Origin of the sequence: Prevotella sp. P5-64 (assembly GCF_002251285.1) — a bacterium.
Taxonomy (GTDB): Bacteria; Bacteroidota; Bacteroidia; order Bacteroidales; family Bacteroidaceae; genus Prevotella.
On record NZ_NPJK01000013.1, the window covers coordinates 17,557 to 32,537 of the forward strand.

The 14,981-nt window shown below is 43.9% G+C and carries 14 protein-coding genes and 4 tRNA genes; 3 read left to right on the forward strand and 15 right to left on the reverse strand.

Translation table 11 applies throughout. The features are described from left to right. Positions 1–18 precede the first annotated feature (18 nt). Together CIK87_RS03155 and CIK87_RS03160 are read left to right on the forward strand one after the other, a co-directional pair. Positions 19–2,037, forward strand: coding sequence for a transketolase (locus CIK87_RS03155; RefSeq protein ID WP_094385397.1), 2,019 nt, complete (start codon positions 19–21; stop codon positions 2,035–2,037). Between the two features lie 4 nt (positions 2,038–2,041). Beyond that, complete coding sequence (locus CIK87_RS03160) at positions 2,042–2,485, forward strand: RpiB/LacA/LacB family sugar-phosphate isomerase (RefSeq protein ID WP_094385399.1); 444 nt, start codon at positions 2,042–2,044, stop codon at positions 2,483–2,485. Between the two features lie 61 nt (positions 2,486–2,546). Here CIK87_RS03160 and CIK87_RS03165 read toward each other — a convergent pair whose 3' ends face one another. From CIK87_RS03165 to CIK87_RS03205, 9 genes are all read right to left on the reverse strand, one after another. Continuing rightward, positions 2,547–3,581, reverse strand: a complete 1,035-nt coding sequence (locus tag CIK87_RS03165; RefSeq protein ID WP_094385401.1) for an esterase-like activity of phytase family protein — start codon at positions 3,579–3,581, stop codon at positions 2,547–2,549. Continuing rightward, positions 3,568–4,173, reverse strand: coding sequence for a 4'-phosphopantetheinyl transferase superfamily protein (locus tag CIK87_RS03170; RefSeq protein ID WP_094385403.1), 606 nt, complete (start codon positions 4,171–4,173; stop codon positions 3,568–3,570). Before CIK87_RS03170 ends, CIK87_RS03165 begins: the two co-directional genes overlap by 14 nt. A 2-nt stretch (positions 4,174–4,175) precedes the next feature. Beyond that, positions 4,176–5,504, reverse strand: coding sequence for a gliding motility-associated protein GldE (gldE, locus tag CIK87_RS03175; protein ID WP_254046049.1), 1,329 nt, complete (start codon positions 5,502–5,504; stop codon positions 4,176–4,178). Between the two features lie 17 nt (positions 5,505–5,521). Further along, positions 5,522–5,938, reverse strand: a complete 417-nt coding sequence (locus tag CIK87_RS03180; protein WP_094385407.1) for a single-stranded DNA-binding protein — start codon at positions 5,936–5,938, stop codon at positions 5,522–5,524. Further along, positions 5,935–6,498 carry a hypothetical protein gene (locus CIK87_RS03185; protein WP_094385409.1) on the reverse strand — a complete coding sequence of 188 codons (564 nt, stop codon included), beginning with the start codon at positions 6,496–6,498 and terminating at the stop codon, positions 5,935–5,937. Before CIK87_RS03185 ends, CIK87_RS03180 begins: the two co-directional genes overlap by 4 nt. A gap of 42 nt (positions 6,499–6,540) precedes the next feature. Next, positions 6,541–6,613 (reverse strand) — tRNA-Gly (locus CIK87_RS03190). A 22-nt stretch (positions 6,614–6,635) separates the two neighbouring features. Continuing rightward, positions 6,636–6,719, reverse strand: a tRNA-Leu gene (locus tag CIK87_RS03195). 28 nt (positions 6,720–6,747) lie between these two features. Beyond that, a tRNA-Leu gene (locus CIK87_RS03200) sits at positions 6,748–6,829 on the reverse strand. A gap of 37 nt (positions 6,830–6,866) precedes the next feature. After that, positions 6,867–6,939: transfer RNA gene (locus CIK87_RS03205), tRNA-Gly, on the reverse strand. Between the two features lie 414 nt (positions 6,940–7,353). On the opposite strand from CIK87_RS03205, the gene CIK87_RS03210 reads away from it, so the two are divergent. Beyond that, the gene (locus CIK87_RS03210) at positions 7,354–8,445 is read left to right on the forward strand and encodes a hypothetical protein (RefSeq protein WP_022309601.1); all 1,092 of its coding nucleotides are present in this window, start codon (positions 7,354–7,356) and stop codon (positions 8,443–8,445) included. A gap of 3 nt (positions 8,446–8,448) precedes the next feature. Here CIK87_RS03210 and CIK87_RS03215 read toward each other — a convergent pair whose 3' ends face one another. The 6 genes from CIK87_RS03215 to CIK87_RS03240 all read right to left on the reverse strand — a co-directional run bounded on the left by CIK87_RS03215 (position 8,449) and on the right by CIK87_RS03240 (position 14,980). Next, the gene (locus CIK87_RS03215; RefSeq protein ID WP_094385411.1) at positions 8,449–9,036 is read right to left on the reverse strand and encodes a YigZ family protein; all 588 of its coding nucleotides are present in this window, start codon (positions 9,034–9,036) and stop codon (positions 8,449–8,451) included. Further along, positions 9,029–10,279 carry a DUF1015 domain-containing protein gene (locus tag CIK87_RS03220; protein ID WP_094385413.1) on the reverse strand — a complete coding sequence of 417 codons (1,251 nt, stop codon included), beginning with the start codon at positions 10,277–10,279 and terminating at the stop codon, positions 9,029–9,031. The genes CIK87_RS03215 and CIK87_RS03220 overlap by 8 nt, the downstream gene beginning before the upstream one ends. Positions 10,280–10,348: 69 nt before the next feature. Beyond that, positions 10,349–11,266, reverse strand: a complete 918-nt coding sequence (locus tag CIK87_RS03225) for an NAD(P)-dependent oxidoreductase (protein ID WP_094385415.1) — start codon at positions 11,264–11,266, stop codon at positions 10,349–10,351. A 10-nt stretch (positions 11,267–11,276) separates the two neighbouring features. After that, positions 11,277–12,344: a 3-phosphoserine/phosphohydroxythreonine transaminase gene (gene serC, locus CIK87_RS03230; protein WP_022309597.1), complete on the reverse strand. Its 1,068-nt coding sequence runs from the start codon at positions 12,342–12,344 to the stop codon at positions 11,277–11,279. 120 nt (positions 12,345–12,464) lie between these two features. Next, positions 12,465–13,790: a DEAD/DEAH box helicase gene (locus CIK87_RS03235; RefSeq protein ID WP_022309596.1), complete on the reverse strand. Its 1,326-nt coding sequence runs from the start codon at positions 13,788–13,790 to the stop codon at positions 12,465–12,467. After that, entirely contained in the window at positions 13,787–14,980 is a 1,194-nt protein-coding gene (locus CIK87_RS03240; RefSeq protein WP_094385417.1) for a lipopolysaccharide assembly protein LapB, read from the reverse strand. Before CIK87_RS03240 ends, CIK87_RS03235 begins: the two co-directional genes overlap by 4 nt. Position 14,981: the final 1 nt, after the last annotated feature.

Here is a 14,981-nt window from a genome sequence, read left to right on the forward strand (position 1 = left end):
ATATAATTTTATTATATAATGAACGAAACGAAAGTTATGAACCGTGCAGCCGACAATATCCGCATTTTGGCTGTTTCTATGGTAGAGAAAGCTAATTCAGGCCATCCTGGAGGTGCTATGGGCGGAGCAGATTTTATTAATGTGCTTTTTTCCGAGTATATGGTTTATGATCCAGATGATGCAACGTGGACAGGACGTGACCGCTTCTTCCTTGATCCCGGGCACATGTCGCCCATGTTATATTCTGCACTTGCCTTACAGGGAAAATTTACAATAGACGAGTTGAAGCAGTTCCGCCAGTGGGACTCTCCTACTCCAGGTCATCCAGAACGTGACATCTGCCGTGGTATTGAGAATACATCAGGTCCGTTAGGTCAGGGACACACATTTGCAGCGGGTGCTGCAGTTGCCGAAAAGTTCTTGGAGGCACGTCTCGGGAAAACCGTTATGCAGCATAAGATTTATGCCTATATTTCAGATGGTGGCATAGAAGAGGAGATTTCCCAAGGTGCTGGTAGATTGGCCGGACTTCTCGGGCTCAACAATCTTATCATGTTCTATGATTCTAATGATATTCAGCTTTCTACCGAATGTAAAGTCGTAATGCAGGAAGATACCAAAGCAAAATACGAAGCATGGGGTTGGAATGTTATTACTATCAATGGAAATGATGCCGACGAAATTCGCCATGCACTTGACATGGCCAATCTTGAGCAACATCGCCCGACTCTTATTATCGGCAAAACCATTATGGGTAAAGGCGCCCTCAAAGAAGATGGCTCAAGTTATGAAAATACGATTAAGACTCATGGCGCCCCCCTTGGTGGGAATGCTTACCGCAATACGGTGACTGCTCTTGGTGGAAATCCTGATGATCCATTTGTTATTTTCGACGAAGTAAAAGCTCTCTATGCCAATCGGGCCAATGAATTGAGAACAATCGTTGCCGAGCGTAGAAAGACAGAAAAGAAGTGGGCAGAAGAAAATCCGGATAAGGCTCAGCTTAAGGACACTTGGTTCTCGGGCAATGCTCCTCAGATAGATTGGAGTGGTCTTATCCAAAAGCCAGACATCGCTACTCGTGCAGCATCGGCGGCTTGCTTGGGCGTTCTTGCCGAACAGGTACCCAATATGATTTGTTCCTCTGCCGATTTGTCTAATTCCGACAAGACCGATGGTTTCTTGAAGAAGACACATGATCTTAGCAAGGACGATTTCACAGGTGCGTTCTTTGAGGCAGGCGTCAGCGAGCTTACTATGGCTTGCATGTGTATAGGTATGTATCTCCATGGCGGAGTCATTCCTGCATGTGGAACATTCTTCGTATTCTCTGACTATATGAAGCCTGCTGTCAGATTGGCGGCATTGATGGAAGTGCCAATCAAGTTTATCTGGACTCATGATGCGTTCCGTGTCGGTGAAGATGGACCTACCCATGAACCAGTAGAGCAAGAGGCTCAAATCAGACTCATGGAGAAACTGAAAAATCATCACGGCAAGGATTCGGTTCGCGTATTCCGTCCTGCTGATGCCAATGAGGCTACAGTATGTTGGCAGATGGCAATGGAGAATATGGATACGCCGACAGCATTGATATTCTCACGTCAAGGAATCAAGAATTTGCCCGAAGGCAACGATTATCAGCAAGCTCGCAAGGGTGCATATATCGTGGCTGGCTCAGATGAGGCGTTTGATGTGGTGCTGCTTGCAAGCGGTTCTGAAGTGTCAACATTGCAGGCCGGTGCAGAACTTCTGCGCCAAGATGGCATTAAGGTTCGTATCGTGAGCGTGCCATCAGAAGGATTGTTCCGTCGACAGAGCAAAGAATACCAGCAGATGGTTCTGCCCGCAGGTGTCAAGCGCTTTGGTCTCACAGCCGGACTTCCTGTCACTCTTGAAGGTCTTGTAGGTGAGAATGGCAAGGTATTCGGTCTTAACAGCTTCGGATTCTCTGCTCCTTATAAGGTATTGGATGAAAAGTTAGGCTTCACAGCCCAGAATGTATATAACCAAGTTAAAGAACTTCTAAACAATTAAAACTATGGACGTAAAGACAGTCGGAGTCGCTTGCGATCACGCAGGCTATCCATTAAAGCAGTTTGTTATCGATTATCTTGAGAAGAAAGGTTATTCTTACAAAGATTATGGTACATATAGTGACTCAAGTGTTGACTATCCTGATTTCGCTCACGAGTTGGCTAAAGGTATAGAAAGTGGCGAAGTTTATCCAGGCATTGCTATATGCGGCAGTGGAGAAGGTATGGCGATTTGCTTGAACAAGCATCAGGCAGTTCGCGCAGGATTGGCATGGTGTATTGAGATTGCCGGCCTTATTCGTCAGCACAACGATGCAAATGTATTGGTTCTTCCTGGTCGCTTTATAGACAACAAGACGGCTGAAGCCATAATGAACAAGTTCTTTGCAACCACATTTGAAGGTGGTCGTCATGAGCGCCGTGTCAAGAAGATTCCTGTTCAGGATTAAGTAAATTACAACTAATATTAAAGTGCCATTGCTTTGCATTGGCACTTTTTTATTTTACTGTCTATTTTATGACAATGGTTTTGAACCAGTCCTTTAGTGTATTCGCATATTGCCCCTGTGAGTCTGACACCAAGACTACAACTTGCGAGCCATCGGCAAGTTGTGGGCCCAAGCACATGCCTTCATAATTGGCAATATTTCGTTTGAAAAGTCCTATGTTAGTTTTCCATTCCGCCAAAAGGAATTTATCCATAACAGGTGTTTCGTCTGCTGTGATTTCTTGATCATGCGTTATAGGCATTGAGGGCCAGGCTTGATAAATCTTGCAGTTTACAAAACTACCCATAAGCATTGGGGGAACGTAGAATTCTCGTTCCAAAACAAGCAGTGACCCGTCGGCAAGAGGTGTTATGGCCGAGACGCCCATGGCATAATACTTGGAAGGTTTTCTGGCAATAGGTTTGTCCATTTTGTAAACGTATTGCTCCATAGCCTTAAGAGAGTCACTGAAAGATTGAAAACGTAATCGGTTTTCAATCGGGTTGTTGACTTCAGCCCTACCCCCATCTCCATTCAATGGGCTTTCATTACAGGTCCATAAGCGATGCATAGACTCGGAATATCCCAAGGCTTCAAACCCCATGTTTGCAGCAGAATTCTTGAAGATTTCTGGTATTTCGGCCTCTCGTCCGGTAGGTGTTCCATCCAGACTATATTCCAAGATTCTATTAACAGCCTCTCCGCTTATCAGTACCGAATTGATAGGCTTGATATAAGCTATCCCCTCACCGTCTCGGTTGGCCATGCCCGATGACACAAAACCATGATTGGATACATACAGAATATTTCCGGTCAAGCTATCTATCTCTATAGTAAACAGATGGAAACCATCTGATGCTGATTTGTCATCGACAACGAGATATTCATTGTTGCCCAAATAGGTTATGCCACTATAGTTACCTGCTTTGACAGATAAGGGGAAGGAATGTTGCGGATTTATACGGATTATTTGTATAGTATCCCGGCTTTCCGCATGAGTGGCTATTGATGTCAGAAGAAGGTAAATAGCCAGACAGAGTTTTCTAAATCGCTGCATAGGTAAGCACATATTTGTCATTGCAAAGATAATGCACCGACTGTTTCTTTTCTATTTTCAGGTCATCTACCTCGATATTTCCTTCTTCCCGCTGATCAAATGGGGCGATTCGCATATCAAAGAAATCCAAGTTTTCGTTAGCAAATAGCTTATAAATCGTTTCCTTTGCGCTCCAATGGATGAGTTTCGCATAGAGAGAGTCTGCCACCTCATCATTTCTGATGAACTTGGAAGCGACACGCTCTACTCTATTGCTGATGAATTCGATGTCTATAGCCACCTTGTGCCGAGTTGAGAGCAGCAGTGCCGCATAGCCACGGGTATGGCTTATGCTGACATGATAGCCGTCGATTACTGGTCGTGACAAATCGTCATGCTCAATACGTAAATAGGGATTGTCTGTCATGGCAAACAATAATCCATAGACGGCCAGCACTTCTTTGCGTCTTGATTCTGAATGGAAATGCTCAATCTTATCAACCACGCCAGCCAACCGATTGTCAGTTGCTATTATATCGTCTATGGTTTCTTCTATCCGCCACAATCCCAAATGGCATTGAGGTGCGATTGCGTCAATACTTATAAGTGGCATGGTCAATTATTGTGCAAATCGTGTACGATAACCTTTACCCTACTGATGCGTCTGCCCTCCAGCTCCATTACCTCAAAGGTGTAATTCTTGTAGTCTATGCGTTCATGCAGGCTAAGGAAGTCTCCCTTGATTTCGAGCAACATTCCTGCCAGAGTATCAGCATCGCCTTCCACATCGCTGAAGGCGTCGTCATCGACATTAAGAATTCGGCTCAAATCACTTAGCAGTGTTTTACCCTCAAAGAGATAGGTATTATAATTAATCTTGGAATACGTTTTTTCGTCATCATCGTATTCGTCATTGATTTCGCCTACTATTTCTTCCAGAATATCCTCAAGTGTAACCAAGCCGCAGGTGCCGCCAAATTCATCTACCACAATGGCAATATGGATTTTGTTTTCTTGGAATTCGCGCAACAAGTCGTCTATCTTTTTGGTTTCGGGAACAAAATAACCCGAGCGAATCAGACTCTGCCATCTGAAATTGGCCGGCTTGGAGACGTGAGGCAGCAGATCCTTGATATACAAAATACCGCGTATGTTGTCATCATTGTCCTGATAGACAGGAATGCGACTATAGTTGTTTTCCAGGATACATGACATCACTTCAGAAAACGAGCTACGAATGTCTATATCGACAATGTCCTGTCGGCTGGTCATAATTTCCTTCGCCGTCTCATCGCCAAAGCGGATGATGCCTTGCAGGATGCTCTTTTCGTCCTTGATTTCATTCTTGTCAGTCAATTCCAATGCCTGTTCCAGGTCATCCATGCTCAGATGCTGGTTTTCCTTGTGCACCATCTTCTCCAAGAAAATGCCGCTCTTGATCAGTATCGTTTCGAGCGGCCAAAAGAGCCGGCGCATGAACATTATTCCTCCAACTGATACTCGGCAATATGCTAAAGGATTCTGCCGACTGTAGACCTTGGGTATAATCTCGCCGAAAAGGAGCAACAGGAATGTAAGGATGACAGTAAGGCTCATAAACTGCAGCCAATAAGCCTTGGCGCCAAAACTGATTAAGTTGCCAAAAGCATAGTTGCATAGCATGATGATGGTAACATTGACGAAATTGTTACCGATAAGGATGGTTGCCAGTGTGCGCTCATTGTCTTCGCGCAACATACTTATATGCTTGTCCTTCTTGGTCTTTGACTGCTCGAGTTCAGATACATCAGAAGGAGACAAACTGAAGAATGCTATCTCGGAAGCACTGGCAAACCCAGATACAAACAACAGCACTATTGCCATGAAGAAGGCAAAGAGTACGCCAAAGGATGGCGCATTCAAGTGTACATCGCTTAATGTTTCAGATAGAAATGTAATGTCCAATGTCAGAATAACCTTAATTAAAATGGAAGTACCTTGTTGTTTTCGGCAGAGGCAGTGCCACCATCAGTCTTGCCCTGTTCGCTTGTGGGCGTGGGCTGAGATGTAGTTTTCGGGGTAAGCATTTCCATATTTTCCACTAAAATCTCCGTCAAATATCGACGGTTGCCCTGCTTGTCGTCATACGAACGGTAACGTATGCGCCCTTCTATATACAACTTGTCACCCTTCTTGACGTATTTTTCGACAATTTTGGCTAAGTTGCGATAGAAGACAAGATTGTGCCAGTCTGTATGGTCTGGCACCTGTGTGCCATTTTGAAGGGTGTATCCGCGCTCGGTGGTTGCAAGTGATACTTGGGCTACGGCCTGGTCAGCCTCATAGTAGCGCACATCAGGATCTTTGCCCACATTGCCTATCAACATTACTTTATTCATAAGTCACATTCCTCCTTCCATCTTCCTAAATAAGAGAACTTAAAGTTTTTACCCTTGGCAGAAGGGAATTGGCTGCGTGCGTCGACGCGCTGGCGCAGATATTCTACCATCCGGTTATAGCAGTCCATGCCTGACACGGCTTTGCACCTTACCTCAAAATGGGTATCTCTATATTCGTGCTTGCCGGTATTGGGAACCATTACAACGCGCTTGAAATCCAAACTACCCTCATACCATCCTTCGCGAATCTCAGTAAGTTTAGTGGTGACAGAGGCTATCAAGTCGCGGCGGTCATTCATACCTGGAACCATTGGGCGTACAGCTTTCTTCTGCTTGAAATCATCCATGTTTTGAGCGGTCGTCTTTATCATTATAAAATATACGCGTGGACGAACCTTATATCTCTTCGGGAAAAACATATCGTTGCTTGCAAACTCACGTATGTCTTTCTCCATACTGGGGGTGATATCAACTTCTGGAATAGAACGAAGAAAATCCAATGCTTCTTCAACGCTATAAACAAGAATTTCCTTATCGAAATATCTAATGTATAAATTCATTTAATTTTGATGTTTCTCTATAAATAAAAAGGACAAGAAAAGAGCGGCAAACGAGACTCGAACTCGCGACCCCGACCTTGGCAAGGTCGTGCTCTACCAACTGAGCTATTGCCGCACAAGAAATAATTTTTTATTTGTGAAGAGGAGGAGACTCGAACTCCCACGACATAATTGTCACTACCCCCTCAAAGTAGCGCGTCTACCAATTCCGCCACCCCTCCAACAAATAAATATCTCAGATAAAAACCGTGCCCAGAACAGGACTCGAACCTGCACGCCTTGCGGCACACGCACCTGAAACGTGCGCGTCTACCAATTCCGCCACCTGGGCATTGAGAAAATTCTCTATTGGCTTTATCCAAAATGTGAGCGGCAAACGAGACTCGAACTCGCGACCCCGACCTTGGCAAGGTCGTGCTCTACCAACTGAGCTATTGCCGCATAAATCCTTTTGTAAGGAGCATTTCTCTAAATGCGATGCAAAGGTAGTGCTTTTTTGTTATACCTGCAAGTCTTTCCAAGTTTTTTTTCATAAAAACATTGATTTTTTCTATTCTTCTGCTCATATACGACAATGCCACCTTATTATATTATATAAACAGCAAATTCGAGCCTATTTTGCCCGAAACCGAAAAATACTAAAATTACAAGTGGGAAATGCTCAATGCGAGATTTTATCTGACGATTTCAGGCTATGATTTGAATAAATTCAACTTTGAAATGATAAATAATTGCTGTTTCGGACATTTGGTTTTGGATGGAAAAACTATCTTTTGATGAATAACCAAGATAAAAATACTCAGTTCCCTTTTGGTATAACAATAAAAAGCACTATCTTTGCTATAAAAATAAGCAATGCTAAAACGACTATATCTATTACAAGCTGCCTTATTGGTAGCGATGACAATATGCGGACAAAACCTTGAATACAAACAAATCAAGGCTACCAGCGGATTGAAAGATGGGCAAGACTGCTTTGTTACTGGTGAAAGACAGACTAAATTGTATGATTTGGTTCTTAGTAGAGATGATAGAAGTGATGTTGTCTATGACTTCAAAGGCACAGCTACGTACAAGGAAATTGATAAGTTAGCTGCTAATACCCAAATGTTTAAGGTAAAACTGGTCGAAGATAAGTTCTACCTATATTTGCCTGAGTCAAATGCATTTGTATCTATAGTCGATAATAGTATTTCATCTAACAATGTTTTGCAGTTCATGTTTGCCCTTACTGCCGACGCGCGTAGCCCCATTACCTTTGAAACCGCCAATGGCGTGACTGATGTCAAGGTGGGGAGCAAGTTCATGCGCTTTCATCGTACTGCATATACCTATCGCCTGATTAACAAAAGCTCTACTGATTATCTTCCTATCAAATTTTATGTAGTCCAAGAGAAGGGCGAGGACCCTGTGCTGGAGCTCAACGGTAATACCGACTTGACGAATACAAAGTTTACGGGTACCATCAAGTTCGATAGAAAATTTGAAGTGGGTTATTATAACACGTTGGTGCTCCCCTTTACCATTGATGACCCATGGGAAGTTTTTGGTGAAGGAGTTGAAGTTTATGAGGGTGTCTCTGGAACTGCAAACGAAGTGGGTTTCAAGAAGCTGAAAAAGGGTGACAAAATGACAGGTTACAAGCCATATCTCATTGGTGGCACTTGGAAGGAGGCTCCTTATTATATCAAAAATGTCACTCTTACCTACAATTCTGTTGGCACGAGACTCAAGACGACTGTGGGCAACCAAACCCTGCATAGCGTCTTCCAAAAGGCGCAAATGGGTAAAACGGGGAACTATGTACTCTATAAAGATCAGCTGCGCAGCTGTAAAAATGTTCAGTCGCTGTATATAGAGCCATACAAGTGGTATCTGATGACTCCTAAAACCAAATCCAGCGCAACGCAATGTGAGAGAATTATCTTTCTTAATACCGACAATTAGTGGTTATTCGAAAGATAATTTCTCAAGTCTGTCGCGCAGAACCGGGGCCATTTCTTGCCGTATCGACATAGAAATGGAACAAGTGTTATCAAAAGTCTGCGATACAATGCGCGGCTGCATCTCTTTGATGACACGCATCACTGCATTCATTATAGGGTATGGGAATGAATAGGTTATGACTTCCTCAACCAGGCGGGTTTCGATGGTCGCGTGGTCCAAGGCATCGGCGGCTGCGGTGCGGTATGCGACAATCAGGCCGCCGGTTCCCAAGTTGACACCGCCATAATACCTGACCACAATTACCAGCACATTGGTCAAGTCATAAGAATTAATCTGTCCCAATATGGGCTTGCCTGCCGTGGATGAGGGCTCGCCATCATCATTGGCTCGGAAATCGGCCTTGTCGGCACCAAGCACATAGGCATAGCATACGTGTCTGGCGTCATAATACTTTTTACGGTACGACGCCAGAATGTCCTTAATCTCATCGATGGTCTCTACATGATGAGCAAAGGCGAGAAATTTACTCCGTTTCTCCGAGTAGAATCCCTCGCCTATTATTTCTGTTATTGTCTTATATTCGTCAGTCATCAAGTTTGTGTATAACCAATCCGCTTCTCAATTTGGGTTCAAACCAAGTGGCCTTGGGAGGCATGATTTTGCCGCTGTCTGCAATATCCATAATCTGTTGCATGGTCACTGGATAGAGGGCTAATGCCATGCGCATTTCTCCAGAGTCAACGCGACGTTTGAGTTCGCCCAATCCACGAAGACCGCCAACGAAGTCGATGCGCTTGTCGCTGCGCAAGTCCGTAATATCGAGAAGTTTATCCAGTATCAATCGAGAAGATATGTCAACATCCAAGACGCCGATGGGGTCATTGTCATCGTAGGTTCCTTCTTTGGCAACAAGGCTATACCAAAGTCCATCAAGATAGAGCGAGAACTCGTGCAAACGGGCGGGATGATATTCCTGCTCTCCCTTCTTCTCTACGATGAAATCGGCTGTTAGCGCTTCCAAGAATTCCGCTGACGACATACCGTTCAAATCCTTGACGACTCTATTGTAATCGAGAATGGTAAGCTGGGATGCCTGGAAGCAAACTGCCATAAAGTAGTTGTATTCCTCGCTTCCTGTATGATTGGGATGCTTGCCTGCCTTTTCGGCACCTACAAGCGCAGCTGCTGCTGAACGATGGTGCCCATCGGCAATGTAAAGGCTCGGCATCTTGGCAAACTCGGCCGTGATGGTCTGGATGTCTGCAGCGTCAGACACAACCCACAACTGATGTCTGAAGCCGTCAATGGGGGCTATGAAATCGTATTCAGGTTTGGTCGCAGCATATCTTGTCAGCAATGCGTCAAGCGTCTGATTGTCAGGATATGCAAAGAAGACAGGCTCCATATTGGCATCACAGATTCTGACATGCTTCATGCGGTCTTCTTCTTTGTCTCTACGTGTCAATTCATGCTTCTTGATAACGCCATTAAGATAGTCATCTACATATGCTCCAACAACAATACCATATTGGGTTTTGCCATTCATTGTCTGGGCGTATATATAATAATGTTCCTCGGAATCCTGAACCAGCCATCCATTCTTCTGGAAAAGTTCAAAATTCTCTTTGGCACTTTCATAAACACGTGGGTCGTATTCGGAAGTGCCTGGCTCAAAATTAATTTCCGGTTTGATGATATGATAAAGACTCTTCTCGTTATCCCCTGCTTCTATTCTTGCCTCTTCTGAATCAAGAACATCATAAGGACGAGATTCTACATCCTCGACATATTGCTGAGGAGGACGAACACCTTTAAAGGGTTTGATGATTGCCATAATTAAGTTTAGGTTTGTTAAGAAAAAACATCCCCTCTACCAAGGGCAGAGGAGATGATCTTTTATAGATTATTTGTTCACTTGATACTTGGTGTCACCCTTTTCAAAGAAAGAGTTAATCTGACTCGCTGCGGCGATACCTGCATTGATATTTGCCTCAGCAGTTTGAGCGCCCATCTTCTTGGGAGTGGCATAATAGCGTCCTTCGAACTTTGCGAAATCCTCGTCGGCATCGGGCTTGATGTCTGATATGTATTTCATGTCAGTACGCTCTGCCATGAGCTTCAGCAGTTCGGCCTCATTGATAACCTCCTTACGGGCAGTATTGATGAGGATTCCTCCCTTAGGCATCTGGTTGACCGTGCGATAGTCGATGCTATTGATGGTCTCAGGGGTAGCAGGAATATGCAATGAAACCACATCATTGTTCTGGAACAACTCATCCACGCTGCTACATGCATGCACGCCTGCTGCTTCTATTGCTTCTGCAGGACAATATGCATCATATGCAGATACTGTCATACCAAATCCCTTTGCAATGCGGGCAACATTACGGCCGACATTACCAAAAGCCAAGATACCTAATCGCTTGTCTTTAAGTTCTGAACCGCTTTTACCGTTATAAAAATTACGTACAGCGTATACCAACAGACCAAAAACGAGTTCTGCTACTGCGTTGGAGTTCTGGCCTGGAGTGTTTTCTACAACTACGCCTTTCTCCTTGGCATAGGCGCAATCAACATTATCATATCCTGCACCAGCACGAACTACAATCTTGAGGTTCTTGGCTGCATCGAGAATTTCGGAAGTAACCTTGTCTGAACGGACAATCATTGCATCTATGTCAGCAACGGCCTCTAACAGCTGGCTCTTTTCTGTATATTTCTCAAGAAAAACAACCTCGTTTCCAGCGGCTTCCAACTCATTCTTGATACCTACAACCGCAGGTGCTGCAAATGGTTTTTCTGTTGCAACTAATACTTTCATATCCAATATATTAATGTTGATTCTCAAAATCCTGCATGGCCTTAATCATGGCCTTAACACCTTCGATGGTCTGTGCGTTATAGCATGACGCTCTGAAACCTCCAACAGAACGGTGGCCCTTAATGCCCACCATGCCGCGCTCAGTAGCGAAATCAAAGAAGTCCTTCTCCAACTCTTTGTATTCTTCGTTCATGACGAAGCAAATGTTCATCAATGAGCGGTCTTCCTCCTTAACTGTGCCATGGAACAGCTTGTTGCGATCGATTTCTGAGTACAGCATATCAGCACGCTCTTTTGCACGGCGATCCATTTCTGCGACACCACCCTGGGCTTTCACCCAACGCATAGTTTCCATCAATGAATAAATGGGGACAACTGGAGGAGTGTTGAACATAGAGCCCTTGTCTACATGTGTACGATAATCTATCATTGTGGGCAATTCGCGGGGAGCTTTACCAAGCATATCGTCTTTAACAATAACCACGGTAACGCCGGCCATGGCCATATTCTTCTGGGCGCCAGCATAAATAGCCGTATATTTAGACACGTCTATCGGGCGGCTCATAATATCTGAACTCATATCCGCGATAAGTGGAACGTCTACATCGAAGTCCTTGCGGTATTCCGTTCCATAAATCGTATTGTTGGTGGTAACGTGCAGATAATCAACGTCAGCAGGAACCTCAAAATCCTTAGGATAGTAGGTGTAACCTGCATCTGCAGACGAGGCGACTTCTACAACTTCACCAAAAAGTTTTGCTTCTTTCTCTGCCTTCTTTGCCCATGTTCCAGTGTTCACATAAGCTGCTTTCTTGAGCAAGAAGTTGGCTGGAATCTGCATGAACTGCAGAGAAGCGCCGCCTCCAAGGAAAATAACCGAATATCCGCTTGGTATATCAAGTAATTCCTTGATAAGAGCAACACTCTCATCTACTACAGGCTGGAAGTACTTAGCGCGGTGGCTAATCTCCATCAAAGACAAACCACAACCATTGAAATCCAACATTTGCTTGGCTGTGTTCTCAATCACCTCTCGTGGCAACATAGAGGGACCTGCATTAAAGTTGTATTTTTCCATACGAATCAATATTGATTAAATAGTTAAGTTGATTTATATTGCGAAAATACGAGATTTATTCGGCATGAACAAATAAATACCTAACAATTTTTGATAAACCTTTAATTTTTGTTCATTTTCTCATTTTAGGGGCTCAAAACGCGTCTTGACGCCTTTGATTTTCTCTCCAGCCAAGCGTTGTAGAACTCTCGATAATTTCTGCGAAGGAACGGCAACGTAGGAATAATAATCCTTGACATCAATACGACCTATCTCATTGTTTTCAAGCTCTGCCTTTTTGCACAACAGACCGACAATATCACCTTTGGATATCTTGTCTTTTTTACCCTTGCCGATATAAATCGTGGCCATTGTCGGCAGAGGTATGGTGGTGATGTCGTCTTGCAGGGTAAATTCCTTTATCTCAGCTTCCACATATTCCGGGATGCTTTCTTCTGGTCCCAGAACGAAGTAACTGTCACCCATAGCATTCCAGCGAGCCGTGCGCCCTACCCTATGCACAAAGGCATCTTCAGTATCGGGAAGATGATAATGAATTATATTCTTGATATTGGGAATATCCAGACCGCGAGATGCCAGGTCAGTACTTACGAGTATATTGGAAGAACCGTTAGAGAAACGGTAGATTGCTGCTTCGCGCTCTTTCTGCTCCAAGCCACCATGATAATAACTGACAACAAAGCCGCAATCCTTCAAGTAGTTAGCAGTACGCTCCACGCCATCCCTGTAGTTGAGGAAGACGATAGTACTGTCTGAGCCTAATTGACAAAGAAGTTTCCCCAAGACTTCCAATTTGTCCTTTTGAGGACTACGCACTTGGTATATACTTACTCTGTCGGAAATCTGTTCGTCTTTGGGAATGAAGTCCATCACCTTGAAATTGCTTTTCAAGATGGTCTGGTGGCGCATTTCTTCAGCTGGGGTTGCTGATAGAAGTATCTGCCGTGCTTTGAAGGGCAGACGATTGATAAGATAAGACATTTCCTCATGGAAGCCCATTTCGAGGCATTTGTCAAACTCATCTATTATTATCCACTTGACGCTGTCGACGTCCACATTGTCTTTGTCGATGTGGTCGTTCATTCTTCCTGGAGTAGCAAATATGATATGGGGCTTGAGCTGACGGAGCTGACGGTGTTCATCCATCGTAGGTCTACCACCATAGCATGCATAGCCGCGAACATCGTTGCCGAGGCTGCGCAACACATTCAAAGACTGCAGAGCCAATTCGCGTCCAGGGACAATGACTATCGCTTGCAAGTCATCCGAAGCCGTGTCTACCATGCATACCAATGGCAAAATATAGGCCAATGTCTTGCCTGAGCCAGTTGGTGACAAAACCATAATGTTGTCAGTTGTATGCTGAATAGCCTTGACTACAGTACCCTGCATCTCATTGAGATGATTTATACCGATTTTTTCGGTAAGTTCATTGATTGTTTTCATTTTAAGAGTTTGTCTATTTCATCAAATTCTTTGCCCATATTCAAGTTCAAGTAAATGGTATATAGAGGAAGCCCCCATAGCCCCTTCTCGTCCGGAACCATCTTCCTGTATTTTTCCAGGTATGGCAACGCCTTTTTATATAACTGTATGATTTCTTTCTTTTGTTTGTCAGTTTGTTTCAGAGCTTTGTCTGCTTCTACTGCTTGGTTGAAGTAGGACAAACCTGCATTAAGATATGCACCAAGGAAAGTGCTGTCTTTTGCAATGACGCTATCGCAGAGGTCGATGCACTCTTTATAGCGTTTCAAGCTAAGCAACACCGAACTTTTGGTGAACTTGAATAGATTGCTGCTATCATTTACTTGCAAGGCCTTATCACAAAGAGAAAGCGCAGCGTCATATTGTTCATTTTTGGTATAATATTCAATCAGACGTGGGAAAAAGAACGGGAAGCGGGGATACTTTTTGAAGCCTTCTTCCAAGACACTTACATATCTCATCGTGTCTTTCTCCATTTTATAAGTCTCGGCAAGATACTGTAGCATATATTGATAATGTACCGTATCCTTTAATGCCCAATATGCATAATGAAACGTAGCTTTCGGGTCTTGGAGTTTGTAACCGCAATAGACTGCCCAATAAGCAGCCGAAGGCATATTTTTGTCGGTTTCACCGTATTTGTAACCGGTGAACAGCGGCTGGATACTACAGTTGAGGTACATATCAAAGAAATTGTATGCCTCCTTGAAATTCTGCTTGTTTACAAAGTAGGCGCCACCATTGTAGAGATTTCTGCGATGTACGTCGAGCATAGCGGCATGCTTTTTGCGATAGACGAGTTTCACTCTACCCTTCTTGTCGGTCAGGCCGTCCACAGAGTCGAGCCCTTCAAGAGTCTGGAACATCTTTTTGACCGACAAGAATAACTTGGCTGTATCGTAATCTTGCTTCAGATACAACTTCTCATTGCCTTGTTCATATTGTTTCTTCTGGGCCTCATAGAGTGTGAGCCATATCTTCTCATTGTTTCTATTGGCCGAATCTTTCAGGAGATTAGCCATGCTACTCTCGGCCTGCTCCAGGTTGGTTCCTTTCTTGATATTGTCTTTGGCCAAAGATATTTCTTTCTTCTGCGCATTGATTTGCAGACAGATACATATTATGCATAATAGTAATGTTATCCTTTTCATC

What these genes read in the sequence shown, in the direction of transcription:
- CIK87_RS03155 (WP_094385397.1), top strand. Translation starts at nt 19, where the DNA reads ATGAACGAAACGAAAGTTATGAACCGTGCAGCCGACAATATCCGCATT.
- CIK87_RS03160 (WP_094385399.1), top strand. Translation starts at nt 2,042, where the DNA reads ATGGACGTAAAGACAGTCGGAGTCGCTTGCGATCACGCAGGCTATCCA.
- CIK87_RS03165 (WP_094385401.1), bottom strand. Translation starts at nt 3,581, where the DNA reads ATGCAGCGATTTAGAAAACTCTGTCTGGCTATTTACCTTCTTCTGACA.
- CIK87_RS03170 (WP_094385403.1), bottom strand. Translation starts at nt 4,173, where the DNA reads ATGCCACTTATAAGTATTGACGCAATCGCACCTCAATGCCATTTGGGA.
- CIK87_RS03180 (WP_094385407.1), bottom strand. Translation starts at nt 5,938, where the DNA reads ATGAATAAAGTAATGTTGATAGGCAATGTGGGCAAAGATCCTGATGTG.
- CIK87_RS03185 (WP_094385409.1), bottom strand. Translation starts at nt 6,498, where the DNA reads ATGAATTTATACATTAGATATTTCGATAAGGAAATTCTTGTTTATAGC.
- CIK87_RS03210 (WP_022309601.1), top strand. Translation starts at nt 7,354, where the DNA reads ATGCTAAAACGACTATATCTATTACAAGCTGCCTTATTGGTAGCGATG.
- CIK87_RS03215 (WP_094385411.1), bottom strand. Translation starts at nt 9,036, where the DNA reads ATGACTGACGAATATAAGACAATAACAGAAATAATAGGCGAGGGATTC.
- CIK87_RS03220 (WP_094385413.1), bottom strand. Translation starts at nt 10,279, where the DNA reads ATGGCAATCATCAAACCCTTTAAAGGTGTTCGTCCTCCTCAGCAATAT.
- CIK87_RS03225 (WP_094385415.1), bottom strand. Translation starts at nt 11,266, where the DNA reads ATGAAAGTATTAGTTGCAACAGAAAAACCATTTGCAGCACCTGCGGTT.
- serC (WP_022309597.1), bottom strand. Translation starts at nt 12,344, where the DNA reads ATGGAAAAATACAACTTTAATGCAGGTCCCTCTATGTTGCCACGAGAG.
- CIK87_RS03235 (WP_022309596.1), bottom strand. Translation starts at nt 13,790, where the DNA reads ATGAAAACAATCAATGAACTTACCGAAAAAATCGGTATAAATCATCTC.
- CIK87_RS03240 (WP_094385417.1), bottom strand. Translation starts at nt 14,980, where the DNA reads ATGAAAAGGATAACATTACTATTATGCATAATATGTATCTGTCTGCAA.